Origin of the sequence: Pseudomonas sp. KBN10P06128, from assembly GCF_037574945.1 — a bacterium.
In the GTDB taxonomy this organism is placed as follows: Bacteria; Pseudomonadota; Gammaproteobacteria; order Pseudomonadales; family Pseudomonadaceae; genus Pseudomonas; species Pseudomonas aeruginosa.
In genome coordinates this window covers 2,034,691-2,059,212 of record NZ_JBBELR010000001.1, presented here as the reverse complement: position 1 = coordinate 2,059,212, position 24,522 = coordinate 2,034,691, and the positions used below count along the sequence as shown (strand labels likewise).

Here is a 24,522-nt window from a genome sequence, read left to right as displayed (position 1 = left end):
CTAAGCCTCAATGCCGGTACCGGCAGGCCTTTGCGTCTTGGTTCTGAGAATGAAGCCTCGGAACGGCTGAGATTGAACGTTCCCCAACTGCTTTTTGCAGGGACACCGTATCGGCTATGTCCGGGTTAGCAGCTTCGACCAGAACCCGGAACGCCAACTGGAACAGACCCAGGTGAGCAAGGTGTTCACCGACAAGGCCTCGGGCAAGGACACCCAGCGTCCCCAACTCGAAGCGCTGCTGAGCTTCGTCCGCGAGGGCGACACCGTGGTGGTGCACAACATGGATCGCCTGGCCCGCAACCTTGATGACTTGCGCCGCCTGGTGCAGAAGCTGACCCAGCGCGGTGTGCGTTCGAGTTCCTGAAAGAGGGCCGGTCTTCACGGGCGAGGACTCGCCCATGGCCAACCTGATGCTTTCGGTGATGGGGGCCTTCGCCGAGTTTGAGCGTGCACTGATCCGCGAGCGGCAGCGCGAGGGCATTACCCTAGCCAAGCAGCGCGGCGCGTACCGGGGCCGCAAAAAGGCCCTGTCCGACGAGCAGGCAGCTACCTTGTGGATGCGGGCAGCGGCCGGTGAGCCCAAGGCTCAGCTCGCCCGCGCGTTCAACATCAGCCGGCAGACCCTCTACCAGTACCTCCGCACGAACGAGTGATTCATGCCGCAGGCAGAGTCGGAAGAGTGAACTACGCGCCTACTACGTGCGCCATTACTTCTCGCCGCTGCACCGCTCAGACAGAGCATCAGCCTTGGCGCGTTGCTCCAGTGCGAAAGCATGCTCTGCCGGAAGCAAGTCTTCAGCCGGCTGACCGTCATCTCTTACGGGAATTTGTTTTTGCACCCAACGGGCATACTCCAGACAGCGAGCACTATCTCCCTTTTCAGCGCTGATCATGGCGAGCAAGTTCGTTTGATATATCTTGGTGCTATCGGGTAACTCAGTCCGACATTTTGATAAAAGGTCCTTGGATAGTGAGAAGGCAGCATCAAATTCCTTTTTTTCAACCAAGTCTGAAACGCGCCTAGTCTTTTTCCTTATTTGCATGTAGTAGCAACCCTTGGGTGGGACGTTGTAGGCTCCTTCAAACCAAACTCTAGGACCACACCAGCCAGAGCAACTTGGCGAGTTGGCCTCACGCTTGACACTTACTGACAACAGCCCTGTCTGGGTAATGCGCAGTAGGCATAAATTTGATTTTTCCGGCGACCCAACTTTTCCCTTATTATCTCTAAGTACCCCTTTGAGTCCGCATGTAGCCCCATTAGGGCCGTCGTTATGGATAAGAAATGCCTGAGAGCCATCCCGTACAGGCCAGATGTTGATATAGCCTCTTCCATCCCCCAGCGAATACTCATTTGCTGGAATTTTTGCAGCCAGGGCCATTGTGGGCGCGATTATGGACAAAAAAATGAACGAGCAGATTGATCTGGGCACCTGTTCTTTTCTCCCTAATGCTCAACTATCTCTAAACCGTTGCCCAATAGGCAAGCGTTATCGCCATTCCGGTTGTATAACGAATGCCAGCGGCTATATTGTTGTAAGCAGGCCAATACTCAGGCTGAGAAAGCTTCACACCGATTCCCTGAGTTAGCAGTTGTTTGAGGCTGGCAGGCAGGTTCATCGACTGAAGTTGTGATTGAGTTAGCCGGGCGAGATTGGCACCGTAAGAGACCTCGATTCCAGAATCCTGGTTTGGGCTACCACCTGACATAATCTCAACTCCGACGCTAGTCGGGTATCGGTTCGGTGATTGTTTCAGCAAGTTCAGATAGCTAGCACCATGACGACTCTTGACGGTATTGAGGTTGGAGGAGATAGAACTGATCAAGGCTGTAATTTCTCCGCACGCCTTAGCCCTGTCTTGAGCCATTTGGAGTTGAAGCAGAATAATCTGAGCAGACTCGGCAGCAAGGATCGTTCCGTATTCCTTATCGAGTTGAGAGGCGTCTCCATTAGGAACAAACTCCGGATGGAGCACGAGAGGGATATCCCAAGCCTCCACAAGCTCTGCCTCTGGAAATGGCTGGCCGGGAGAGCACTGGTTAGCCAACCCCTTGTAGAGACCAGAAATAGACTGCCCCGGATTCTGGTAAAGATTGATCTGTTCCGCTTGGTTCACTACGTCGTTTACGTCCATGTCCTCATTACTCATAGTTGAAGGATATTGCCAGGTATTTAGCGCGCTCTTCTAAACGTTTGGTAACAGATAAGTTCGGATCATTCGGCATGCCGTTCCAGTTACGGAGCTCATGGATGGCTTCTGGCCAATCATGACTGATGATTGCTTGTTGGAATTTTGGGAATTTTTGCCATTGACCATACTGATAATAGAGGTCAAGGACGACCGTCTTGACCGCTGCTGGTAAACCCTCCCATCTACCCGAGAACTGGTCGCCTGCCAGATGTTGAACAACCGCTCGCGCTTTGGCACTGAACAGTAATAGCCCATCATCATCCGTGAGACGTTGTCCCAGCGAAGCATAGACACTCCAGAAATTTGGGTCGGACGTTGATAGCTGCAATGCAGGTAACACCTTCTGTCGTGTAGAATCAACCAGATTCAAAGAGTTTAGCTCGGACTCTTCATGCACGAAGGTATCGAAGCCGTACCCGATAGTGATATGTCCCTGAACTATTGCTACGGTTTTCGCTCTCTGCCCAGCAGCGAGTTCGTTGCGAGCGACGAAATCAGTATTTATCTCCTGTCCATACAGGAACTGCATGTTGGCCTGAAGGGCCTCAACCTTCTCACCTTTGTCTCCATCTTGCATATCTTGAGCCATGCTGATGGCTTGCTGATTTATGGCGGTCTGATACTCTTCGAAGGTGATGCTATTAGGGCGAACACCCATCTCGACAGGTGTTCTCAGTGTGGTTTCATGAATTTTTTGGTAAATATCGCTTACTGCAACCGGGCGACCTGCCAGGTTGGATATGGCACTCGTTAAGCTCTGGGTGAATGCGGGATCGATACGTTGACCGATACTTAATGCACTTATGTACGAGGCATAGGCGTATACGGTTTCCGAAGGAAACTCTAATATTGGAACAGTTGTGGAGAGTGCCTGCGCAGATAGAGACTTCTGTATCGACGAATGAGCCTCAGCAGGTGAGCTCAGTAGATCAAAGTAGAGTTTAGTCATCATTGTATCCGTTCTGATAGGTTCGGCCATAATCTATGGCTCATAACCTCAGAAGGTAGCGCTGTGGTCAACCTAACCTTCGTCTGGGGTGATTAACATACTGATTCTCCTTGTTTTTATGTAAACCGAGATCGTCAAATCGGTAGTGGCATTGTTGGGCCAGTGTTTATTTCTGTTTACGTTGGTTTTGGCTCTATTGTTCTCCAATCCCTAATATCAGCCGGGAAACTCTCTGCCACCACCTACGCACGGACGTCTGATAAATGCCGCGTCGCTTGATCCTCTCGACCATGGAGCACACCCTGCTTGCGCTGCCGGAAAACCAGGATGATCTGATCCGCTACTACACCTTCAACGACTCCGACCTGTCGCTGATCCGCCAGCGGCGCGGCGACGCCAACCGTCTGGGTTTCGCGGTGCAGCTCTGCCTGCTGCGCTACCCCGGCTATGCGCTGGGCACCGACAGCGAGCTGCCCGAGCCGGTCATCGTGTGGGTGGCCAAGCAAGTCCAGGCCGACCCGGTGAGTTGGGCAAAGTACGGCGAGCGCGACGTGACCCGCCGCGAGCATGCCCAGGAACTGCGCTCCTACCTGCAACTGGTGCCGTTCGGCTTGTCCGACTTCCGCATCCTGGTGCGCGAGTTGACCGAGCTGGCCCAGCAGACCGACAAGGGCTTGCTGCTGGCTGGTCAAGCACTGGAGAGCCTACGGCAGAAGCGGCGCATTCTGCCGGCACTGGGAGTGATTGACCGGGCCTGCTCGGAGGCCATTGCGCGAGCCAATCGGCGAGTCTATCGCGCCCTGGTCGATCCACTCACGCACTCGCATCGAGCCAAACTGGACGAACTGCTGAAGCTCAAAGCCGGCAGCAACATCACCTGGTTGACCTGGCTGCGGCAGGCACCGCTGAAACCCAATTCCCGGTACATGCTCCAACACATCGAACGGCTGAAGACCTTTCAACTGGTGGACTTGCCCGAAGGCCTGGGCCGATACATCCACCAGAACCGCCTGCTCAAGCTGGCCCGCGAGGGTGGCCAGATGACGCCCAAAGACCTCGGCAAGTTCGAGCCGCAACGGCGCTACGCGACCCTAACTGCCGTGGTACTGGAGAGCACCGCGACTGTGATTGATGAGCTGGTCGATCTGCACGACCGCATCCTGGTCAAGCTGTTCGGCGGCGCGAAGCACAAGCATCAGCAGCAGTTCCAGAAGCAGGGCAAGGCGATCAACGACAAGGTGCGCCTGTACTCCAAGATCGGCCAGGCCCTGCTGGAGGCCAAGGAAAGCGGCAGCGATCCCTACGCCGCCATCGAGGCGGTGATTCCCTGGGACGAGTTCACCGAGAGCGTCAGCGAGGCCGAACTGCTGGCCCGGCCGGAGGGCTTCGACCACCTGTACCTGGTCGGTGAGAACTTCGCCACCCTGCGCCGCTACACGCCGGCCCTGCTGGAGGTGCTGGAATTGCGCGCCGCCCCGGCCGCGCAAGGCGTGCTGGCAGCCGTGCAGACCCTGCGCGAGATGAACGCCGACAACCTGCGCAAGGTGCCGGCCGATGCCCCCACCGCCTTCATCAAGCCGCGCTGGAAGCCGCTGGTGATCACCCCGGAAGGGCTTGACCGGCGTTTCTACGAAATCTGCGCGCTGTCCGAGCTGAAGAACGCCCTGCGTTCCGGTGACATCTGGGTCAAGGGCTCGCGGCAGTTCCGCGACTTCGACGACTATCTGCTGCCGGCAGAGAAGTTCGCCGCGCTCAAGCGCGCACAGACCCTGCCTCTGGCGATCAACCCGAACAGCGACCAGTACCTGGAAGAGCGTTTGCAGTTGCTGGACGAGCAGTTGGCCACCGTCACCCGCCTGGCCAAGGACAACGAACTGCCCGATGCCATCCTCACCGAGTCGGGGCTGAAGATCACCCCGCTGGATGCGGCGGTGCCGGATCGGGCGCAGGCGCTGATCGACCAGACCAGCCAGTTGCTGCCGCGCATCAAGATCACTGAACTGCTGATGGACGTGGACGACTGGACGGGCTTCAGTCGCCACTTCACCCACCTGAAGGACGGTGCCGAGGCCAAAGACCGGACGTTGCTGCTATCCGCGATCCTGGGCGATGCGATCAACCTCGGGCTGACCAAGATGGCCGAGTCCAGCCCCGGCTTGACCTATGCCAAGCTGTCCTGGCTGCAAGCCTGGCACATCCGCGACGAAACCTATTCGGCGGCCCTGGCCGAGTTGGTCAATCATCAGTACCGCCATGCTTTTGCCGCTCACTGGGGGGACGGCACTACCTCATCCTCCGATGGTCAGCGCTTCCGGGCTGGCGGCCGGGGCGAGAGCACCGGGCACGTCAACCCGAAGTACGGCAGCGAGCCGGGGCGGCTGTTTTACACCCATATCTCCGACCAGTACGCGCCGTTCAGCACCCGCGTGGTGAATGTCGGCGTGCGCGATTCCACCTATGTGCTCGACGGTCTGCTGTACCACGAGTCCGACCTGCGGATCGAGGAACACTACACCGACACGGCCGGCTTCACCGATCACGTCTTCGCCCTGATGCACCTGCTGGGCTTCCGCTTCGCACCGCGCATCCGTGACCTCGGCGAAACCAAGCTCTATGTGCCGCAGGGCGTACAGGCCTACCCGACGCTGCGCCCGCTTATCGGCGGCACCCTGAACATCAAGCACGTGCGCGCCCAATGGGACGACATCCTGCGCCTGGCCAGCTCGATCAAGCAGGGCACCGTCACCGCCTCGCTAATGCTGCGCAAGCTCGGCAGCTACCCGCGCCAGAACGGCCTGGCCGTGGCCCTGCGTGAGCTGGGCCGGATCGAGCGCACGCTGTTCATCCTCGACTGGCTGCAGAGCATTGAGCTGCGCCGCCGCGTGCATGCAGGACTGAACAAGGGGGAGGCGCGCAACTCCCTGGCCAGGGCGGTGTTCTTCAACCGCCTTGGCGAAATCAGGGATCGGAGCTTCGAGCAGCAGCGCTACCGGGCCAGCGGCCTCAATCTGGTGACTGCCGCCATCGTGTTGTGGAACACGGTGTACCTGGAGCGCGCCACCCAGGCGATGGGCGACACGGGCAAGCCGGTGGACGACGAGCTGTTGCAATACCTGTCGCCGCTGGGATGGGAGCACATCAACCTGACCGGCGATTACGTCTGGCGGCAGAGCCGCAGGCTGGAGGACGGAAAGTTTCGGCCGCTACGAATGCCCGGAAAACCTTAGCGTACGATTTTTTCCGTTTTCTGCGGCCTCCCCTGGTACTACTCACTAGCGCGTGCCTGACCTAACCAAGGCTACAAAACGATAGGCGGTTCATCTTTCCTAATAGCTTGAGGTTACTATTGAATCTCATCCAACCCTCAGGGTTAAGGAGATTGGAATGCTTATTAAAATTCTTCGAATTATATTCTTGTTGCCTATAGTTAGTTTGGCACAGCAGACTGCTGCCTCCCCGCCCGCGGAGTCACACTCGGATGAACAATCTGAATCTTCGTGTATCGATGTCCAAGTCAATGGAGCACGTAGCCTGTCTTATAACTGCATGGCTCAGCAAATGACTCCACCCAAAGAGGATCCTCGGCGTCGGAACCCTACCTTGAACTCCACATTAGCGTCTGAACGCGCCACTCGCCTGCCACCCACACAGACAGGACTTTTTACCAGCCTTCATCAACGTGCCATATCGAACTCGAAAGACTAGCCCTCAGCCAAACGACTTCCAGCCTATGCAGGGCACTCTATAGAGTGCCCTGCAGCACATTCACAAGCTGAACACCTTGAAATAAAAGCCTACTAAGGCGCACCCTTAGTTCAAAACCACATTTATTATTCCTGACACATTCTGGACCTCACCATACACTGCCCGCCCATCACGATAACTGTAGCTCATTATCACTGGAATCGTTGTTTTGAATGCAGTGCAACTGTAGTTTACAACAACAGATCCGCCATATGGCTCAACACCCAATTGAATGTCGGTCGGGCCGACCCATGACACATTACACCCTTGAGATGAATTCCCGGGTGTATTGTAACCAACACATCGTAGATCTGATGTTCCCCTGCTAACACCGTCTGGATAGAAATTGGCATAACGTGGAGCATAAAGATTTGCCCGGCAAGATGTTGTAAATTTCCTATCTCCGCTGGCAGAAACAGTGACCGTTCCTGGTGAAGGCATTGCCGAAATGATCATCCTTTGCAGAGGAGGGAGTGTAGGCGCTCTTTGACTCGACTTCATATTACTTGGAAGAATCGAACAAACTACAACATCTTCAACATCCACACCCTTTGAGACTTCCCCCAGACTTGTTATTTCAACTCCACCCTGCGCCCGACATATCTCACTTCCATCATTTGAGCCCTCATCAGCACACGCGAGATTGCTCGCCACCAAAAGCACAGTCGACATAACAAGTGATTTTTTCATTTTCAAGAAGACCTCTCCAGGCTAAAAATTATTCATTCAGTGAATACCCAGCTCATTGGGCGGCTTTCGTATCAGCTTCTCTGATTCAAGAACACGACCTTCAATTGGATCGCAGTTCAGCCGATTCAACCTCACACTCCCCTCTTCATTATCATTAACTCCGGAAAGCTTCTGCTCTCTCTCAAAGCAGTGCTGCCCAATCTCATCCGATCCACCTCCACCACCGACACACCCATAGATGAGAGCAATTAAAGAAAATAGAGAAAAGTACCTATATCCGACCCAACCACCCATCTTCATATCGCAAGAAAAATACAACATTTGCGTCACACCTTTGTAATTCTCTAGAGTTACCCTTCACCTAGAAAAACCCTACCCCCAATTTCGCTTCAATTCTGTTTCAGAAGACAACAACTATCTAATTTACTAGTAGGAATCTCCGCGCAGCCTTCCTGCCTCTTAGCAACAAAAATAACTGTTTCGGCAGCGACTGCTCAGTCCGCGCAAACACCTGAATACAAGATGGCTTGGAAGCTCACTTCTACCTTATGAGTTACTAGGCTCCCTCCTCTGCACCATGCGCCAACAACTCGCCCTTACAGCGGTAAAAAATACTCCGGCGACGTAGTGATGATTTCCTGCTGCTCTATCCCAAGCGATCCTGTCTCCTGTCTGTACCTTCCTCGAACCGGTACAGACCCATGCCTCTTCATTACTCTTCCCCTGGCTGGCGGCCACAAACGCTGGCCGTTGGCTTACTACTGGTACTGCTGAGCGGCGCGAGCCAGGCCGAAACCTGGGTCATCACCGACAAGGCTCATCCGGTCTCTGCCACCGGATCGTCGCGCGTTCTGTTTCTGGACGCCCAGGAACACCTCGAGGAGCAACTGACTGCGGCCTTGCCCCAGGATCCACAGCATGCTCAAGCGGCGTTTAAGCGATTGCTACAAAGCCCCGATGGGCGCCGCCTGCAGGCAGAGCTGGTCAAGGCACAACAAGACGTCGCCGATGCGTGGAGTCTCGGTGTCGAGAAGATCCCTGCCGTAGTAGTCGATAGGCAGTACGTGGTCTACGGCGAACCGGATGTTTCGCGCGCTCTTGAGCTGATCGCCAAGGCCAGGAGGTCGCGCTGATGACCAGCCTCAACCTCCGCCGCCTGGCAGCGGCGGTCGCCACCTTCAGCCTCTCGTTCACGGCCTCGGCCGCGATCAACAGCGCTGCCATCGTCTCCTCCACCCTTTCCCCTCAGTGCCTCGAATACAAGGTCGTCGGGATCTGCTACTGGCTGCTCTGCGGACCGCATGGCTGCAAAGTGAAGACGTCGGTCAAGGTCCGCCACTACGTGCCTGACGCAGTCGTCTCCAGCTACGCGAATACCGGGAGCAACCCCTGGACCGAGGTGTCGGCGCTGGGTACACCGAATCCACTCGCCCAGGCCGGCAATGACGCAACCACCAACTACAAGGCCGAGAACAGCATCGGCCGCTTCAAGGAAGCGGATGTGATCGGCCATCCTGGCGGGGCCACGTTCAGCCGGTTCGCTAGCGCCTCTGGGTACGTTTGCCCTGGCGCCACCTTCCCGCTGGTGCCCTATTTCCTCAGCACACTGGACGCCATTGGCTGGCGGCATGGAATTCCCGAGCAGGTGTACCCCGAAGCGTTGGTTCCAGGGCTGCGCGAGGTGGGTGGAATCTTCTCCGGAGACATGTGGGGGAACCTCTATCCGCGCAGCGGATTCCTGCACCAGACCGACGACTACAAGACGGCGGCCGTCATCGCCCAGCGCGCCGGCGACATCACCACACGAATCGGCCAGCTCCACGTCTACCTCCCCATGCGCGCAGCTCCAAAGGACGGTTACTGGCCGGCGGGCGAGCTGAGAGAGGGCGATGCCTCGACCGGGAAATGGCAGGAGCTGACCCCGTCCCTGAGCCTCAACTGCGCGGTGTTTCCCAACTCAGGGCCGAAGACGCAAGCCGTCGACGGCGATTACGCCTGGGCGCTCTGGCGACCCTACTCCTGCTGCCAGCGCAAGGGGCAGATCTTCCTCGGCAGTACCGACTTCCAATAAGGACACGGAGACGAATCATGCGAATGAACATCACCTCGGTCGCACTGACGTGGCTGCTCGCAGCGCAACTTGCCCAGGCCGACGACCCGATCAACGTGTCCAAGACCGGCACGGTGCTCAGCGACGAGGTCCTCTACAGCATTGGCGGCGGCAGTGCGGTGAGCATGGGCAGCGCCGGCCAGATGGACTCGATCGGCGTCGGCTTCGGCTGGAACAACGACATGATGTGCGGAAACATGAACCTGAGCACCACCCTGGAGAACCAGCTCAACGGTGCCACACAGGGTTTCCAGAACATCATGGGCTCAGTCATCCAGAACGCGACCGGCGCGGTCATGTCGCTGCCGGCGTTGATCATCCAGCGCGCGAACCCTCAGCTCTACAACCTGATCACCAATGGCATCCTGCAGGCGCGGATCGACTACGATCGCTCGAAAGGGACTTGCAGAGCGATCGCCGAGAAGATGGCCGACATCGCTGGCGAGCAGACCGGCTGGGGGAAAATCGCCGAAGGCCAGGCCCTGGGAGCCACGCTGGCCTCTAGCGGGAAAGACGCCGTATCCGCCCTCGAAGCAGTGGAGAAGAAGGGCGGCAACGATGGTGTAACCTGGGTCGGTGGAGACAAGGCCGGCGGCTCCGGCCAGAAGCCCATTCGCATCGTCAACGACGTGACCCGGGCGGGCTACAACCTGTTGACCAGCCGTTCGGTGAATGACTCGTCGAGCGTTCCTTCCGCCAGTTGCAACAACGGCCTGGTCTGCAACACCTGGTCCTCCCCCCAGGAAGCCGCCGCATTCGCCACCCGGGTACTGGGGGAGCAACAGCAACAGACCTGCGAAGGCTGCCAGAAGACGGTGACGGCGGCGGGCGTCGGCCTCACCCCGCTGATCCAGGAGACCTACGACAAGAAGCTCCAGTCGCTGCAGGAACTGCTGTCGAAGAGCAAACCACTAACCGCAGAGAACCTGGCTGCGGCCGGCACCGATGCCTTGCCGATCACCCGCGGCGTCATCGAGGCGCTGCGTGACGAGCGCGACCAGGACGTCCTGGCGCGCCGCCTGGCGTCCGATGTTTCCCTGATGGACGTACTCAGCAAGGCCCTGCTGCTACAGCGCCTGATGTTCGCCGGCGCAAAGGAACCGAACGTCGCCGCAAACGGCCTAGCCACCCAAGCCGTCGATCAGCAGACCAGCCTCCTGCAACAGGAGATCTCGAACCTCAAGACCGAACTGGAACTCCGTCGCGAGTTGGCCAGCAATTCACCCATGCGGGTCATCGAGCGCGGGCAACAGCGCGCCGCAGGCTCCAGTGGCGTATTCGAGTCGGCCCCCGATGCCGATCGCCTCGATCGCCTGCAGGCCCCCTCTGCCGCCGGCGGCAAGTCGGGAGGCAGGCTGTGATGACAGAGCCCCTCTCCACCCGAAAGCTTCTCGGTCAGCTACTGGTCGGAGTGCTGATCGTCATCGGACTGGCAGTGGTCGGTACGCTGCTCAGCCTCTTCGCCCTGAACCACTTCGGTGGCATCCAGGGCCTGGAGGCCTGGCGGCAAAGCAACTACTGGAGCTTGTTCGCCTGGCGGGCGCTGCTGTACTGCGCCCTGGCCATCGCCTGGTTCCGGCTCAAGCTCAAGCAGCGCAAGGAACTGAGCGCGCATGAGCGGCAGCGCATTCGGCGAATCGAGATCCTGGTGCTGTTGCTGGTCCTGCTCATCGAATTCAGCAAAGCGTACTTCCGTACTGGAGGCGCATCATGACCTTCATGACCAATGACTACCTGGAGTATTACCTCACCCTCCTCGGCTGGATCATCAACAACGGGATCTGGAACATGATCTCGGACACGGGCCTGTTTGCGGTGCCGTTCGCGGCCATCGTAATGCGCGAATGGCTGAAAGTTCGCGGGGAAGGCGCCGACGAGGGCAACAAGGGCGTGCTGTCTCTGGCCCGCATCGAGACGCACATCTACGTCGGCTACATCGTGGTCGCCCTGGCGGGGATCCCGGTCGTCAACGTGAGCTTCGACACCATCGAGTTCGATCAGACTCGCGCCCAGCAGTGCCAATACAATCTGCCGGCACCGGCGGACACCGGCTGGTCAAGCTCCTTCAGCAGCCTGGCCGGCAAGAGTGCGCAGATGCCGCTCTGGTGGGCGATGATGCACGCCCTCTCCAAGGGCTTCACCAGCGGCGCCATCGCGGCCATTCCGTGCGGCACGGATCTGCGGCAGATGCGAATGGAAGTGGACAACACGCGCGTGAACAATCCGCTGCTGGCACAAGAAATCGCTGATTTTTCCAGGGACTGCTACGGGCCTTCCCGTGCGCGGCTGTTCATGCGGCAACCCGACCTGGGCTCCGTCGCCGAGGACAACAAGGCGTTGCAAGACCTGAACTGGATCGGCTCCCGATTCCTGTTGAACACCCCGGGGTACTACGACACCGACTACTCGAAGAGTCCCCGTCAGTCGTGGCCCTACAACGCCACCCGCGATGCCGGCCTGCCTCAGGTGGGCGGTGGTGGCGGCTACCCAACCTGCAAGCAGTGGTGGGCTGACTCAGGGATTGGTTTGCGTGATCGGATCAAGGACCAGGTGGATCCGGACCTGATGTCCAGCTTCCTCAAGTGGGCGAAATGGTTGAACCAGGACGAGGTGACCGAGGCAGTCATTCGCCAGGTGATCTCACCCTCCAGCCAGGTCAAGGGCAACGTCTACACCGATTACGGCGGGCAGGTGGGCGGAACCGTCTGGAATGGACTGGCTCGTGCCGGAGGCACCCTCGGAGTGGCAATGGGCAGCCTGGCCTACTTCCCAGCGATGGATATGGTCCGCCAGGCGCTGCCGATGGTGATGTCGTTCCTGAAGATGGCAATGGTCATCTGCATTCCGATGGTCCTGGTCATCGGCACCTATCAACTGAAGGTTGCCATGACGATGACGGTCGTCTTCTTTGCGATGATGTTCGTCGACTTCTGGTTTCAGTTGGCCAGATATATCGACAGCACGATACTTGATGCCTTCTATGGTTCGGGATCACCACATCTTTCATTCAACCCAGTCATGGGGCTGAATACGGCGACTCAAGATGCAATTCTGAACTTCGTGATGGGAGCAATGTTTATTATCCTGCCACTTCTCTGGATCACAGCAATAGGCTGGTCTGGTGTACAGGCAGGACAAGTCCTCCAAGGCCTTTCCCAAGGCACCAAGGACGTCCAGACAGCGGGTGGAGAAGCGGCAAATAATGCCAAGCGGCATATATTCTAATAAATAAGGCCCTACTGGGCCTTATTTAATCATCAGTTCGCTGGCCGGCAACATAATGACCATACCCTTGCGGGCCATACTCATATCCGTAGCCAGACGTGTTTACTTTCCGGGGATCATTTGGGAGCCCCCCAAAGGCGAGAACAGCTCCACCCAGAACTATCAGTGTCAGGGCGCTACTTAAAAGCCAGCTGAAAGCTTGAGATGCCAGTACAAGAAGAGTGCCGAATACTAAAGCGCGCTTCACCCAACGACGGAGAGGCTTGGGATCGGCGATGAGAAAACGCACAAACGTACCCAGACCAAATCCGATCCGAGAGGCGAAACCTTTGTTAGCGTGTGCTTCCATCATCAATCTCCTGGCTCCCAGAGGGAGGCACCCTGCTATCACCTATACGCCGAAAAAGATGATTTGGCAAGCCTTATGGCATATTATGCCACTAGCTATCTGCCGACTGGAGTACCTCATGGCAACGCGAAACGTCGTCCTTCCCGATCCGCTGGAGCAGGATATCAACGAGCTGGTGGAGACCGGCCGCTATCAGAATCGCAGCGAAGTCATCCGGGCAGGCTTGCGCCTGCTGCTGCAACAGGAAGCCCAGAATAGCGCCAAGCTCGAAGCCCTCCGCAACGCAACATCCAGTGGACTGATGCAACTGGAACGCGGCGAGTACGACGAGATCACCAGCGACGACCTGGCCCAATACCTCGACGAGCTCGGCAACCAGGCGAGCCACTGAAGCATGGCCAAGTACCGCATATCCCATGATGCCCAAGCGGACATCGTCGATATCCTGCGCTTCACCCACAACCGCTTCGGCGATGCCGCACGCCGACGTTACCAGGCACTCATAGGCGCAGCGCTGGAAGCAGTTGCGACAGACCCACAACAGGTAGGCAGCATCAGCCGTGAAGAACTGGGAGCTGGCCTGCGCAGCATCCACCTCGTTTACTGCTGCTCGATGCCCAACGTCGGTAAGGTTGTTCGGCCCAGGCACTTCTTGTTCTACCGGGTTGCGGCAGACCAGGTCCTCGAGGTGGTTCGCGTGCTTCATGACTCCATGGATCTGGATCAACACCAGCCCCGACGACGAGCAGCACCTGCAGGAGCAGTCTAAGTACCAATTACTCCTGCTTGTATTGCAGCTTTACGTCTATTTCACTAGGTAGAAACTTGAGAACTTGGATCTATAAAAAACCATTAGCAATAGAAGATGGGCAGTACAAGAAGCAACCGAAAGCCAAGCGTAATAGCTTTCAGAGACCGCCAACACTGAAAAGAAGAAAGTTACCACCGTCAAGAAAAGCGCTGGCAGAGTAAGCACAACAGACAATCCGATCAAAATACATCTAGAAAAAACCGCATCCACCCTCAATACAAGTTTACCAACCAATACACCAACTACCAAAACAAGCACAGAAACACTACCAAACAAGGTTAAAAAACCAACAAACATCGACTCAACAGGAACACCCGTGGTGTCATCTGGATTAGCGTTGCCCTCCGTGAACCCAGAAAAGGATATTGCCGCACACAGAATAACCAGCAGAAATGTCAAAATCAGAAGAATGTCTTTTCTCATGAAACTATCCTCTTATGGTAAGAAGCGCCCACGAAGGGCGCCTCTCCTGTTAAGTTTAACCAGAAATATTTACAGGGATAGCTCCCGGAATCCCAATGGGATAGGGAGTCGTATCTTTAAACTTCTGACCCACTTCACGCCCTAAGCGAGTCATCCCTTCAGCAGTTTCGGTTCTGTGATTTGAAGGATTGAAGTCATACAGATCATCATATGCACGGATCTCCCCACGAAAGCTCCATTGGCCGGAGGTGGACTTAACAAGAATCCCTACAATTCGGAGCGTAATTTCTCCAACCGTGTTTCCCGCCACCCAACTATCCTTAGCAGTAGCATATGGGACATTAAAATCCACGGTGGTTTGCCCCATTGGACTGCTCGTCAGAACCCCAATAAACTGAGGCATAGCCTTTACATTAGGTTTAATATTCAAACGTTCAATAGGGAAATTCATTTTCTTACCTTTGCCCGTTAGGTAGTGAGCAAAAGCAGCCGCTGGCGTGTAGACCCCGCCATTGAACGTATCTATTTTAGGACGATCCCAGCTAGGGATACCTTCATTATTTGGGAAGGGATACTGGTGATTTTGCGCCCGATTCATCGCAGTAATTCTATCATCACCCAGAGAAAACTGATTGTAATCAGCCTGGGGCAAATCAAAAATATCCCAAATAAACTCATAATTTGGAAAAGGAAGGCTTGGATAGCCATAGAGAGTGGTTCCCCAGTTAGCCCACTGCGCCCAGAGTGCGAGTAGAGGTTTTTCCCAATCACCGTTCACATAGGCGACATCACGCTGCCCCTTAGAAATATACCCGACTTGGGCAGGACTAGGCGCAGGCCAGTTAGCCCCATTGTTCCCATAGTTGTAGGCCGAAAAATCGCCTTGCCCGGCGACTATAGTGGTAGTTCCAAGATCCATAACCATAAATCACCCCATGAACTAAGTTTAGATTTAGAGACCAATTGGCAGGAGAACATCCCGCAAGACCAAACTAGCCAATCCGGAATGGGTCAGGCTATATCGAAACGAAAATGAGCTGTAAAACACACCCAATGAACTGAAATATCCTGGACACGCACCAGGTAACCCAATGACATCAGCTTAGGGCTTGTTTCTCCTGAACGAAATGTGATTTCTATGGAGATTTCATGGAGAAGGAATAATTTCTTTATCCTTGTAGAATCACACGAGAGTTTGCCAGACGCCTCCCCTATCAACAGCAACCAGCGCCTTCCGCTGGGCTCCCGCACTTACGAGTCCATGGACCTTGAGAGCCCCAACGATGAGCAGCCTCTGCAGGAGCAAATGGCCCAAAGGGGAATGGGCTTGAAGGGCGAAGGGAATGGTTCACAAGGGTAAAAGCCCTACCCGAAAGGGCCTGCCAGAAGGCAGAAATGGCTACGTTCGCACCAGCGAACACGAAAAGGCTACGGCTTCACTCCCACATAGGAGTCCTTCGATAACTCGGAGCGATTCACAACGGGCCGTTAGCGCCCCTGGGGCGAGAAGACCACTACAGTTGGGGGCTACCCCGTTAGCACGGACACTTTCGAGTAAGCTCACACTGAGCTGAAGGAGTGTTCATGTCCAAGCGCAAGAGATACAGCCCCGAGTTCAAGCGGGAAGTGACCTGCCCCAGTTTTAGTACCGCTTCCTAGTTAGTACGTCCTGGGGTTGATATCAGTTTTTCATGTCGTGGTTGCTGCTGACTCGCCCGCCATTTCGCGGCAAACTTCGCTGGGGTGAGATTGCCGATAGCGCTATGCGGTCGGTGCTCGTTGTAATCCCTCCGCCAGGCTGCGATGCGAATTCTGGCCTCGGCCAGTGAGCAGAACCAGTGCTCATTCGGGCATTCGTCTCGAAACTTGCCGCTGAAGGACTCGATGAACGCATTCTGTGTGGGTTTGCCAAGCTGAGTCAGCTTCAGCTTGATATCGCGCTGATAGGCCATTGATCGAGTGCCTTGCCAGTGAATTCGGGGCCCTAGTCGGTGCGGATTGCTGTCGGGTAACCGCGGAACTGAGCCATTTCATCCAATGCGCGAGTAACGCGAAAGCCGCTGATGCCGTGATCCACAAGGATACCCACCGCCTCCTTGGTAAAGTCATCGACCACCGTCAGGCATTTAATCCTCCGCCCCGTACTGGGCGCATCGAAGACGAAGTCCATCGACCACACCTGATTCGGCGCGCTCGGTAGGCTTAGGCGTTCGCGCTCTATGGCGACACCGTGACGGCGCCTCCGCCGTTTCACCATCAAACCGGCAGACCGGTACAGGCGATAGATCCGCTTGTGGTTGACCTGCACGCCAGCGCGCCACAGCAGGATATGCAGGCGTCGATAGCCGAAACGCCGGCGCTCCTGTGCCAGTTCCACGAGTTGGGTTTGCAGCCTGGTGTTTTGCTCGCTGGCGCGGGGTTGATAGTGGAGCACCGAGCGAGATAGCCCGATCAGCTGACAGGCACGGCGCTGGGAGATGCCGGTTTGAGCCTGCATCTCCTGCACTGCTTCCCGTCGAGCTGTCGGGCTTACCCTTTTCCCCGAGCAACCACTTTCAGTGCCTCGATATCCAGATGGGCTTCGGCCAGCAGCTTTTTCAGCCGGCTGTTCTCCAGTTCGAGATCCTTGAGCCGCTTGGCATCTGGCACGGTCATACCACTGAACTTGGCGCGCCAAGTATAGAACGAGGCATCACTAAAGCCATGCCGCCGGCACAGTTCCTTCACCGGCACACCGGCCTCTGCCTGCTTCAGAAAGTCTAGAATCTGTTCTTCAGTAAAACGCTTTTTCACTGCCACCTCCTGCCCGGAAAACGGACTCTACTAAGTTCGGGGTGGTACTGAAATCGGGGAGCAGGACACCCTATCGAGTAACGGCTACCAAGTTTTCATCCTAGGTCCGAGTAATGAGATTAGGAAGCCATCTGAGGTCCGTTAGGAGGTGCCATGAGCAACCAGCGTTACCCCAAAGAACTCAAAATCGAAGCGGTCAGACAAATGACCGAGCGCGGCCTGCGCGTTGCGGAAGTAGCCGAGCGTTTGGGCGTGTCGGTGCATAGCCTTTACAGCTGAATCTCGCGAACGGGCGATAGCCGGTTCAAACTGCCACACAATACAGCTCGTCAACTCAACCCTTTGGCCACTCGCCATCATCCATCCAAGCCAGATAGGATGAAGCGATGTAGGGAAGCGCGCGCCGGGGGTAGGCCCGTCACGAGAGTTTTCCGCCGCCTGGCCACTTCGCTAGGTTTGGACAAGGAGATCGAAATGAGTGATGAGGTTATTCAGCAGCCAGGTAGCGAGCTGCCTCAGGATTCGCACGCCACCGTAGAGGCTATCGAGCCGGAGGCGATAAAGACCGTCCGCATTCAAGCGACGCTGGTCGCCAAGCTCAACCTGGCCGACTTCCAGAACTCGGTACCGGTGATTCGAGAGCTGCGCCTGATCAACGACAGTGATCAGAAGTACAGCAGACTGGAGCTTCAGCTCCTTTCCGACCCTCTCGTCTTCAAGCCCAAGACCTGGCATATCGACGCGCTGGGCCCTGGCACACTCCTTCCCATACCAGGGCTCGATCTGCAGATCGATGGTGCCCTGCTTGCCCGGCTTACTGAAGCAGAGAGCGTGGCCGTCACCTTTGTTCTGACGTCCCTGGGCAATGGTGACGAAGAGCGCCAAGAAGTCACCCGTCTTGAACTCACTCTGGAGCTACTCCCTCGCAATCAATGGGGCGGGTTATCCCATCTTCCCGACATGACCGCGGCCTTCGTCCAGCCTAACGACCTCGCGGTTGAGCGGCTGCTGAAGAAGGCCGCGGAGTTACTGCGCGACCAAGACAAGAACCCCGCGCTGAACGGTTACTCCAGCGGCTCAGCACACGCCTGGGAGATTGCATCGGCGATCTGGGCCGCAGTCGCGTCCCTAAAACTAGACTACGCCCTCCCCCCAGCTAGTTTCGAGCAGTTCGGCCAGAAAGTACGCAGTCCAAGCCACATTCTCGAGAGTGGCCTGGCGACGTGCTTCGACTTGTCATTGCTGTTCTGTGCAGCGCTAGAGCAAGCAGGCCTGAACCCGCTGCTGATCTTCACTCGAGGCCACGCATTCTCGGGCTTCTGGCTCAAAGCCGAGGAGTTCTCCAACAGTACCGTCGATGACATCACCGCGCTGCGCAAACGCATGAAGCTCAACGAGCTGAAGCTGTTTGAGACCACACTGATCACTCAACCCAACATCCCGTCACTGTCCTATGCCATAGAGCGCGGTGCCCAACATCTGGCTGAGGGCCAGGAGCAGGAATTTGAGCTCGCCCTGGACATCCGGCGTGCCCGGCTGCAGCGGATCAAACCACTGGCCACTACAGAGGCAGCTCCTGCTCTTGGTACCGCTAGTAGTGAGCAGAACCAGGCTGGCCAGGAACTACTCATCGACTTGCCACCCGAACTGCCTGACGAGGCCCCGGTTGAAGTTGACGTTGCGTCACTAGATCCCAAAGATCGCCTCGCCCGCTGGCAACGCAAGCTGCTCGATCTGTCCTTGCGTAACAACCTGTTGAACTTCAAGGCCGGCAAGAAAGCGGTTCGCTTGGAGGCACCAGATGCCGCGGCGCTTGAGGACATCCTCGCCAGCGGACAGCAGCTCAAGCTGCACACACGCCCTGACCTGATGGATGGTGCTGACCCGCGCGATCAAGCCTTGCACGAAGAAAGGGAACGCGAAGACCTTCGACGTCAGCATGCTTTGGATGCATTGAAGCGCAATGAAGTGTTCGTAGGCCTGCCGGTCACTGAGCTCGATGCCCGCCTCACCGAACTCTATCGGGGAGCCCGCACGAACCTGCAGGAAGGCGGCTCCAACACGCTGTTCCTCGCGCTAGGCTTCCTGACCTGGACACGTGAGGACAGAGAAAGCCAACGCTATCGAGCGCCGCTAATACTGGTACCGGTAACGCTTGAGCGAAAGAGCGCTCGTGCAGGCTTTACTCTGGTGATTCACGACGACGAGCCACGCTTCAACCCAACCCTGCAGGAAATGCTCCGTCAGGACTTTGAGCTAAGTCTGGGCATCGGAGATGGCGCGCTGCCGAAAGACGACTCAGGTCTGGATGTCGCGTTGATCTGGAGAACGGTTGCCCACGCGATCAAGGACATCAAGGGCTGGGAGGTCAGCGAAGATGTCGTCCTGTCGATGTTCTCGTTCGCCAAATACCTGATGTGGAAGGACCTCTCGGAGCGCTCTGATGCGCTGCGCCAAAGCCCCGTGGTCAAGCATCTGCTGGATACCCCACGCGATGCATTCAACGGCGGCGGTGGTGGGGCATTCCCGGAAGAGCGGAAGCTGGACACGCAATACAGCCCTCAGCAGGTCTTCTGCCCTCTTCCCTCTGACTCGTCACAACTCTCCGCGGTGCTGTCGGCAGCACAGGGACGCGACTTCGTTCTGATCGGGCCACCCGGCACCGGCAAAAGCCAGACGATCGTGAACATGATTGCTCAGTTCATTGCGCAGCAAAAACGCGTACTTTTCGTCTCAGAAAAGATCGCCGCGCTCGATGTTGTATACCGGCGCCTACGCGAGGTAGGCCTGGGTGAGTTTTGCCTCGAGGTTCACTCGAGCAAGTCGAAGAAAACCGAAGTCCTTGCCCAGCTGCACTCCGCCTGGGAGGCCCGTGGCACTGCTGACGCAGACACATGGCAGGCCGAGGCACAACGCCTGCAAGGGCATCGTGATGTGCTGAACCAGTATGCCGAGAGACTGCACGAGCGCTACCCCAATGGGTACACGATCTATGATGCCATCGGCATCGTCAGCACCAATCAGGATGTCGCTCCGATTAATCTCGCGTGGACATCGCACACGCAGCATCAGTCCGCGGATCTACTCGCTAAGCGGGAGATCGCCGATCGCCTGGAAGTCAATGCTCAGGCGGTCGGTTTCGGCACGCTGAACCAACACCCGCTGCATCTGATTGGTAACAACGATTGGTCTCCAACCTGGCAGCACCAGGTGATCGAGGCGGCACGTGAGCTCGGCCCTGCCATCCATGCGGTGCAAAAGGCCAGTGAGCGTTACATCCAAATGTCCGGCCTACCCTCGCTGCCAGCCAATATCAGGACGCTCAAAGGACTGGCCGCGTTGGCGAAGATCCTTCCCGCCGCCGCAGGACAGAACTGGAGCTTCGTGCTCCGTCCCGATGCCCGTGCAATCGGGCAACGTCTGGATGCAGGCCTGAAACTCATCGAGCAACACCGCACGCTCAACCAGACGCTCCCCGCATTCTGGACATCCAGTACGCTGGAGGAGTGCCAACGCGGACTGGGACTGCTGGCCCGGCATGCGGAGCTCAGATCTGGTCTGCCCCAACCCTGGCCAGTAGCGAGCATGATTCTGCTCAACCAGGGCCTGGAGACCCTTGCAGAGGTTGCACGAGTCACGCAGACGCTGTCCGTGGGTTACTCCGATGCCATTGAGGCACTGGATGTCCGTGCTCTGCTGCAGGAGTGGGATCAAGCCGGCAAATCGATGTGGCCGAAATCCTGGCTTGTCCAACGCAGAATCCGCGGGCACGTGGTGAGCACTCAATCGACGCCGGCGCCTACGACCATTGCGGAAGATCTTCAGCTCTGGACCACCATTCGTGAACTCCGCGCTCGCCTCGACGCCATTGATCCAGGGCCCTCTTCCAGCGCTGTATGGAAGGGTCACAACACTGACCCAGCCCTTCTGTCGGTGGTCATGCGCCTGCAGGCTTCGCTCGCTGCGTGCGTTGAAGGCCGTGCTTGGTCAGACGACGGCTTCGACCTCATCAGTCAGGGGCAGGCGGGCCTCGCACTGAAGGAAACGCTAGAGCGAATGCGAGACGTCCGGGCGCTCGAGGGTGAGATTTCCACACTCAACCCACTCACCCCCGCGACAGGATCGCTTTGGGCCGGACTGCAGACCCAAACCAAAGCGCTCAACGCTGCGCTGGCCTTCCAGCGCGCAAGACGGTCTATCCAGCAGGAAGGACGCCTGGAGGACGAGCATGAGCTCGTTGCTAGCGGCGCCTGTGGAGAGCGGCTCCAAGGTGAGCTGAAAATTCTCCGGCAGCGAGAAGCCATCGAGCGAGAACTAAGCGACCTGGCAGACCTGCGAGAACTGACATCCGGTCTGTGGCTGGGCCTGCATACGAAGGAAGACACGGTCTCCCGCGTACTCAAGTTCCACGCCCACCTCGCCAGCGCCATCTCTGCCCTTGTGCAAACACCAGAACATGTCGAGGGCGTCAAATCAGCGTTGGGGCGTTTGCTAGGTGACGCCAATGCCCTGCTCGAGCCCGAGGGTCAGTTGGCCCAGGCCGGCGGGCAGTTGCTGGAGTCGCTTGATAAGTACGTCGCGCATACGCAGAAGCTCGTCGACGCCGGGCATTTCTTGGCCGAGGACGCGGCCGACTTCACGGAGCAGGAGCTGAGTCAGCAGCATGTGCAGTGTGAGCAGATCGTGCAATCCGGCAATGGCCTGCACGCCTGGTGCGCCTGGAAGAAAGCATGCGATGAAGCATCCGCTCTCGGCCTGCTTCCGCTGGTCGATGCGCTGAAAGCAGGGCAGGTTCCACAAGGCTCTGTGCGCAAGGCATTCGAAACGAACTATGCCCGTTGGTGGTTGAACACGGCCGTTGATCACGAGCCTGTCATTCGCACATTCGTGAGCGTAGAACACGAGCAGCGCATTCGAGACTTCCGTGCCCTGGACGACCGCTTCACCGCGCTGACCCGTGATTTGCTGCGCGCACGCCTGTGTGCCGAGCTCCCCACACAGGACTCGGTGAGCAAGAACTCGGAATGGGGCGTCCTTCGGCACGAAATCACGAAGAAAACGCGCCACCTTCCGCTGCGCGAGCTGATGTCCAAAATCCCCGATGCCCTCACCAAGCTGACGCCGTGCTTGCTGATGAGTCCGCTCTCCATCGCCCAGTACCTGGCAGCGAACTCCAGCGTCTTCGATGTAGTGATCTTCGACGAAGCCTCACAGATTCCGGTATGGGATGCGATCGGCGCCATCGCTCGTGGCAAGCAGGTGGTGATGGTTGGCGACCCCAAACAGCTCCCCCCGACCTCCTTCTTCGATCGTGCTGAATCCACCCAGGATGACGTTGATGTCGAGGCCGACCTCGAAAGCATTTTGGATGAATGCATCAGTGCCAACCTGCCGATCCGCAACCTGAACTGGCACTACCGTAGTCGACACGAAAGCCTGATTGCGTTCTCGAACCAGCGCTACTACGAGTCCAAGCTGGTGACCTTCCCCTCCCCTGTTACAAATGATCGTGCCGTCAGCCTGCACGTCATCAACGGGGTGTACGAGAAAGGCTCTGCACGTACCAACCCTGCAGAGGCCAAGGCATTGGTCGCTGACCTGATCGGCCGGTTGCGTAGCCCTGGGTTCAAAGAGAGCAAGCTGACCATCGGCGTCGTGACATTTAACGGCGAACAGCAAAAGCTGATCGAGGATCTGCTCGACACCGAACGCCGAAAAGACCCGGCGCTGGAAAGCTACTTCTCGGAGAGCGAGCTTGAACCCGTCTTCGTGAAAAACCTGGAAAGTGTTCAGGGTGACGAGCGCGACATTATGTACTTCTCGATTACCTACGGCCCCGATGCTGCAGGCAACGTTGCCATGAACTTCGGCCCGCTCAATCGCACGGGAGGTGAGCGTCGGCTCAACGTCGCCGTCACCCGGGCTCGCCATGAACTTCGCGTCTTCAGCACCCTGCGAGCCGAAAAGATCGATCTAGCACGCACACAGGCCTTGGGCGTCCGCGATCTCAAGCACTTCCTCGAGTTTGCCGACCGCGGTGCTCGCGCACTTGCAGGAGCCGATACCGGGAGCCTAGGCGGATACGACAGCCCCTTTGAGGAAGCCGTTGCGAACGCGCTTCGTCGCAAGGGCTGGCAGGTCGTCACCCAAGTCGGCGTGTCGTCGTTCCGCATCGACCTCGCAGTTGTCGACCCCGATGCGCCTGGGCGCTACCTCGCCGGCGTCGAGTGCGACGGAGCAACCTACCACCGCAGCGCAACAGCCCGTGATCGGGACAAGCTGCGCGAGCAAGTGCTACGAGGTCTTGGTTGGGAGATTCTGCGCATCTGGTCGACCGACTGGTGGATCGACGCCTTGGGCACGGCACAGAAAACCCATGAGCACCTTGAGGCTCTGTTGGTCGAAAGCCGTCAGCAACGTGCGGCTCGTGAAGCCCAGGAGCAGTTGGCCGCGAATGCCGCTGAGTACCAAGCTCCGCTGGCCGACAACGTTGTAGCACTCCCTGTCGACCGTCCCCAGCTCAAAACCCCTGATGAGTCAGTGGAACCTGAAACCGAGAACGAGACGTTGGACATGCCGAGCGTGCGCTACGCCGATATGCAGGCAGACGCAGCACGCACTTCGATAACCTTCCCTTACTACCGAGGGAGCGACCCGCTGAGCGCCGTGGAAGGCGTGGATCCGGATGCATTCTTCGATCCGCGCTATGACACTGTCCTGGCGATGATGATCAAGCATGTGGTCGACGAGGAAGGCCCCGTCCTCGATACCTCGCTCGCCCGCCGAATCGCCCGGGCACATGGCTGGACTCGCACTGGCGCACGCATTCGTGATCGTGTCGTCAGCGTGGCCGATCGCGTACACCGCAAGGTTGAAGAGGACGCTGGGCACTTCTATTGGCCCAGCCGCTTACCAAACTGCGAAGCCGTAGCGTATCGCCGACCGACCGGCGCTGATCACACCCGTCCTGTCGACGAGATCTGCAGCTTGGAGCTCCTTGCCTTGGCACGTGCATTGGCAGACCAAAGCCTCGTCGGCGAAGACTTGCTCTACGCCATGGCACGAGAGCTCGGGCTGAGCAAAGTCTCGGCATCAACCCGGGCCAGAATCCAAGGCGTGATCGACCAGTTGTTCTCCTGACCAGCTTGTCGATCTCGTGGGCACAGCGTTGGCTGCGCTAGAAGACCGTACGATCGAGGGATTCCCCCGCTGCAAGGGGGCAGTTTCAAAGCCCG

At 57.4% G+C, this 24,522-nt stretch carries 14 protein-coding genes and 3 pseudogenes; 11 read left to right on the top strand and 6 right to left on the bottom strand.

From position 1 onward, the window contains the following. Positions 1-94: 94 nt before the first annotated feature. Positions 95-653, top strand: a pseudogene (locus tag VQ065_RS09785) (recombinase family protein). 54 nt (positions 654-707) lie between these two features. On the opposite strand, the gene VQ065_RS09780 reads toward VQ065_RS09785, so the two are convergent. From VQ065_RS09780 to VQ065_RS09770, 3 genes are all read right to left on the bottom strand, one after another. Further along, a complete protein-coding gene (locus VQ065_RS09780; RefSeq protein WP_044286351.1) occupies positions 708-1,382 on the bottom strand; it encodes a hypothetical protein in 675 nt (224 codons plus the stop codon). Between the two features lie 82 nt (positions 1,383-1,464). Beyond that, a complete protein-coding gene (locus tag VQ065_RS09775) occupies positions 1,465-2,136 on the bottom strand; it encodes a DUF3218 family protein (protein ID WP_023094873.1) in 672 nt (223 codons plus the stop codon). Positions 2,137-2,143: 7 nt separating this feature from the next. Then, entirely contained in the window at positions 2,144-3,142 is a 999-nt protein-coding gene (locus tag VQ065_RS09770) for a pesticin C-terminus-like muramidase (RefSeq protein ID WP_023094874.1), read from the bottom strand. 263 nt (positions 3,143-3,405) lie between these two features. On the opposite strand from VQ065_RS09770, the gene VQ065_RS09765 reads away from it, so the two are divergent. The 8 genes from VQ065_RS09765 (at position 3,406) to VQ065_RS09730 (ending at position 14,029) form a co-directional block, all read left to right on the top strand. Then, positions 3,406-6,369 carry a Tn3 family transposase gene (locus tag VQ065_RS09765; RefSeq protein ID WP_003086154.1) on the top strand — a complete coding sequence of 988 codons (2,964 nt, stop codon included), beginning with the start codon at positions 3,406-3,408 and terminating at the stop codon, positions 6,367-6,369. A 1,908-nt stretch (positions 6,370-8,277) separates the two neighbouring features. Then, positions 8,278-8,709: a TIGR03757 family integrating conjugative element protein gene (locus VQ065_RS09760; RefSeq protein WP_003134206.1), complete on the top strand. Its 432-nt coding sequence runs from the start codon at positions 8,278-8,280 to the stop codon at positions 8,707-8,709. Then, positions 8,709-9,647 (top strand): TIGR03756 family integrating conjugative element protein, encoded by a 939-nt coding sequence (locus VQ065_RS09755; RefSeq protein WP_003086152.1) that lies wholly within the window; start codon positions 8,709-8,711, stop codon positions 9,645-9,647. The genes VQ065_RS09760 and VQ065_RS09755 overlap by 1 nt, the downstream gene beginning before the upstream one ends. 17 nt (positions 9,648-9,664) lie before the next feature. Then, on the top strand, positions 9,665-11,047 hold the full coding sequence (locus tag VQ065_RS09750) for an integrating conjugative element protein (RefSeq protein WP_003086151.1): 1,383 nt from the start codon (positions 9,665-9,667) through the stop codon (positions 11,045-11,047). Then, on the top strand, positions 11,047-11,400 hold the full coding sequence (locus VQ065_RS09745) for a hypothetical protein (protein WP_023098796.1): 354 nt from the start codon (positions 11,047-11,049) through the stop codon (positions 11,398-11,400). Before VQ065_RS09750 ends, VQ065_RS09745 begins: the two co-directional genes overlap by 1 nt. Next, on the top strand, positions 11,397-12,911 hold the full coding sequence (locus VQ065_RS09740) for a conjugal transfer protein TraG N-terminal domain-containing protein (protein WP_003086149.1): 1,515 nt from the start codon (positions 11,397-11,399) through the stop codon (positions 12,909-12,911). The genes VQ065_RS09745 and VQ065_RS09740 overlap by 4 nt, the downstream gene beginning before the upstream one ends. 467 nt (positions 12,912-13,378) lie before the next feature. After that, entirely contained in the window at positions 13,379-13,651 is a 273-nt protein-coding gene (locus VQ065_RS09735) for a type II toxin-antitoxin system ParD family antitoxin (protein ID WP_003086148.1), read from the top strand. Between the two features lie 3 nt (positions 13,652-13,654). Next, on the top strand, positions 13,655-14,029 hold the full coding sequence (locus VQ065_RS09730; protein WP_003086147.1) for a type II toxin-antitoxin system RelE/ParE family toxin: 375 nt from the start codon (positions 13,655-13,657) through the stop codon (positions 14,027-14,029). Between the two features lie 36 nt (positions 14,030-14,065). Here the strand turns inward: VQ065_RS09730 and VQ065_RS09725 are convergent, their stop codons facing one another. The 3 genes and pseudogenes from VQ065_RS09725 to VQ065_RS09715 all read right to left on the bottom strand — a co-directional run bounded on the left by VQ065_RS09725 (position 14,066) and on the right by VQ065_RS09715 (position 17,287). After that, positions 14,066-14,494 carry a hypothetical protein gene (locus VQ065_RS09725; RefSeq protein WP_123788623.1) on the bottom strand — a complete coding sequence of 143 codons (429 nt, stop codon included), beginning with the start codon at positions 14,492-14,494 and terminating at the stop codon, positions 14,066-14,068. A gap of 55 nt (positions 14,495-14,549) precedes the next feature. Then, complete coding sequence (gene paeM, locus VQ065_RS09720) at positions 14,550-15,419, bottom strand: lipid II-degrading bacteriocin PaeM (RefSeq protein WP_023098797.1); 870 nt, start codon at positions 15,417-15,419, stop codon at positions 14,550-14,552. Positions 15,420-16,149: 730 nt separating this feature from the next. Further along, positions 16,150-17,287 (bottom strand): annotated as a pseudogene (locus VQ065_RS09715) (IS3 family transposase). Positions 17,288-17,440: 153 nt separating this feature from the next. Here VQ065_RS09715 and VQ065_RS09710 point away from each other — a divergent pair. Together VQ065_RS09710 and VQ065_RS09705 are read left to right on the top strand one after the other, a co-directional pair. Continuing rightward, positions 17,441-17,563: pseudogene (locus tag VQ065_RS09710) on the top strand (transposase); the annotation flags it as partial. Positions 17,564-17,761: 198 nt separating this feature from the next. Continuing rightward, complete coding sequence (locus tag VQ065_RS09705) at positions 17,762-24,427, top strand: DUF3320 domain-containing protein (RefSeq protein WP_003086141.1); 6,666 nt, start codon at positions 17,762-17,764, stop codon at positions 24,425-24,427. Positions 24,428-24,522: the final 95 nt, after the last annotated feature.

Excerpts from the sequence above, each read along its gene's own strand:
- VQ065_RS09780 (WP_044286351.1), bottom strand. The coding sequence starts at position 1,382 with ATGGCCCTGGCTGCAAAAATTCCAGCAAATGAGTATTCGCTGGGGGAT.
- VQ065_RS09775 (WP_023094873.1), bottom strand. The coding sequence starts at position 2,136 with ATGGACGTAAACGACGTAGTGAACCAAGCGGAACAGATCAATCTTTAC.
- VQ065_RS09770 (WP_023094874.1), bottom strand. The coding sequence starts at position 3,142 with ATGACTAAACTCTACTTTGATCTACTGAGCTCACCTGCTGAGGCTCAT.
- VQ065_RS09765 (WP_003086154.1), top strand. The coding sequence starts at position 3,406 with ATGCCGCGTCGCTTGATCCTCTCGACCATGGAGCACACCCTGCTTGCG.
- VQ065_RS09760 (WP_003134206.1), top strand. The coding sequence starts at position 8,278 with ATGCCTCTTCATTACTCTTCCCCTGGCTGGCGGCCACAAACGCTGGCC.
- VQ065_RS09755 (WP_003086152.1), top strand. The coding sequence starts at position 8,709 with ATGACCAGCCTCAACCTCCGCCGCCTGGCAGCGGCGGTCGCCACCTTC.
- VQ065_RS09750 (WP_003086151.1), top strand. The coding sequence starts at position 9,665 with ATGCGAATGAACATCACCTCGGTCGCACTGACGTGGCTGCTCGCAGCG.
- VQ065_RS09745 (WP_023098796.1), top strand. The coding sequence starts at position 11,047 with ATGACAGAGCCCCTCTCCACCCGAAAGCTTCTCGGTCAGCTACTGGTC.
- VQ065_RS09740 (WP_003086149.1), top strand. The coding sequence starts at position 11,397 with ATGACCTTCATGACCAATGACTACCTGGAGTATTACCTCACCCTCCTC.
- VQ065_RS09735 (WP_003086148.1), top strand. The coding sequence starts at position 13,379 with ATGGCAACGCGAAACGTCGTCCTTCCCGATCCGCTGGAGCAGGATATC.
- VQ065_RS09730 (WP_003086147.1), top strand. The coding sequence starts at position 13,655 with ATGGCCAAGTACCGCATATCCCATGATGCCCAAGCGGACATCGTCGAT.
- VQ065_RS09725 (WP_123788623.1), bottom strand. The coding sequence starts at position 14,494 with ATGAGAAAAGACATTCTTCTGATTTTGACATTTCTGCTGGTTATTCTG.
- paeM (WP_023098797.1), bottom strand. The coding sequence starts at position 15,419 with ATGGTTATGGATCTTGGAACTACCACTATAGTCGCCGGGCAAGGCGAT.
- VQ065_RS09705 (WP_003086141.1), top strand. The coding sequence starts at position 17,762 with ATGAGTGATGAGGTTATTCAGCAGCCAGGTAGCGAGCTGCCTCAGGAT.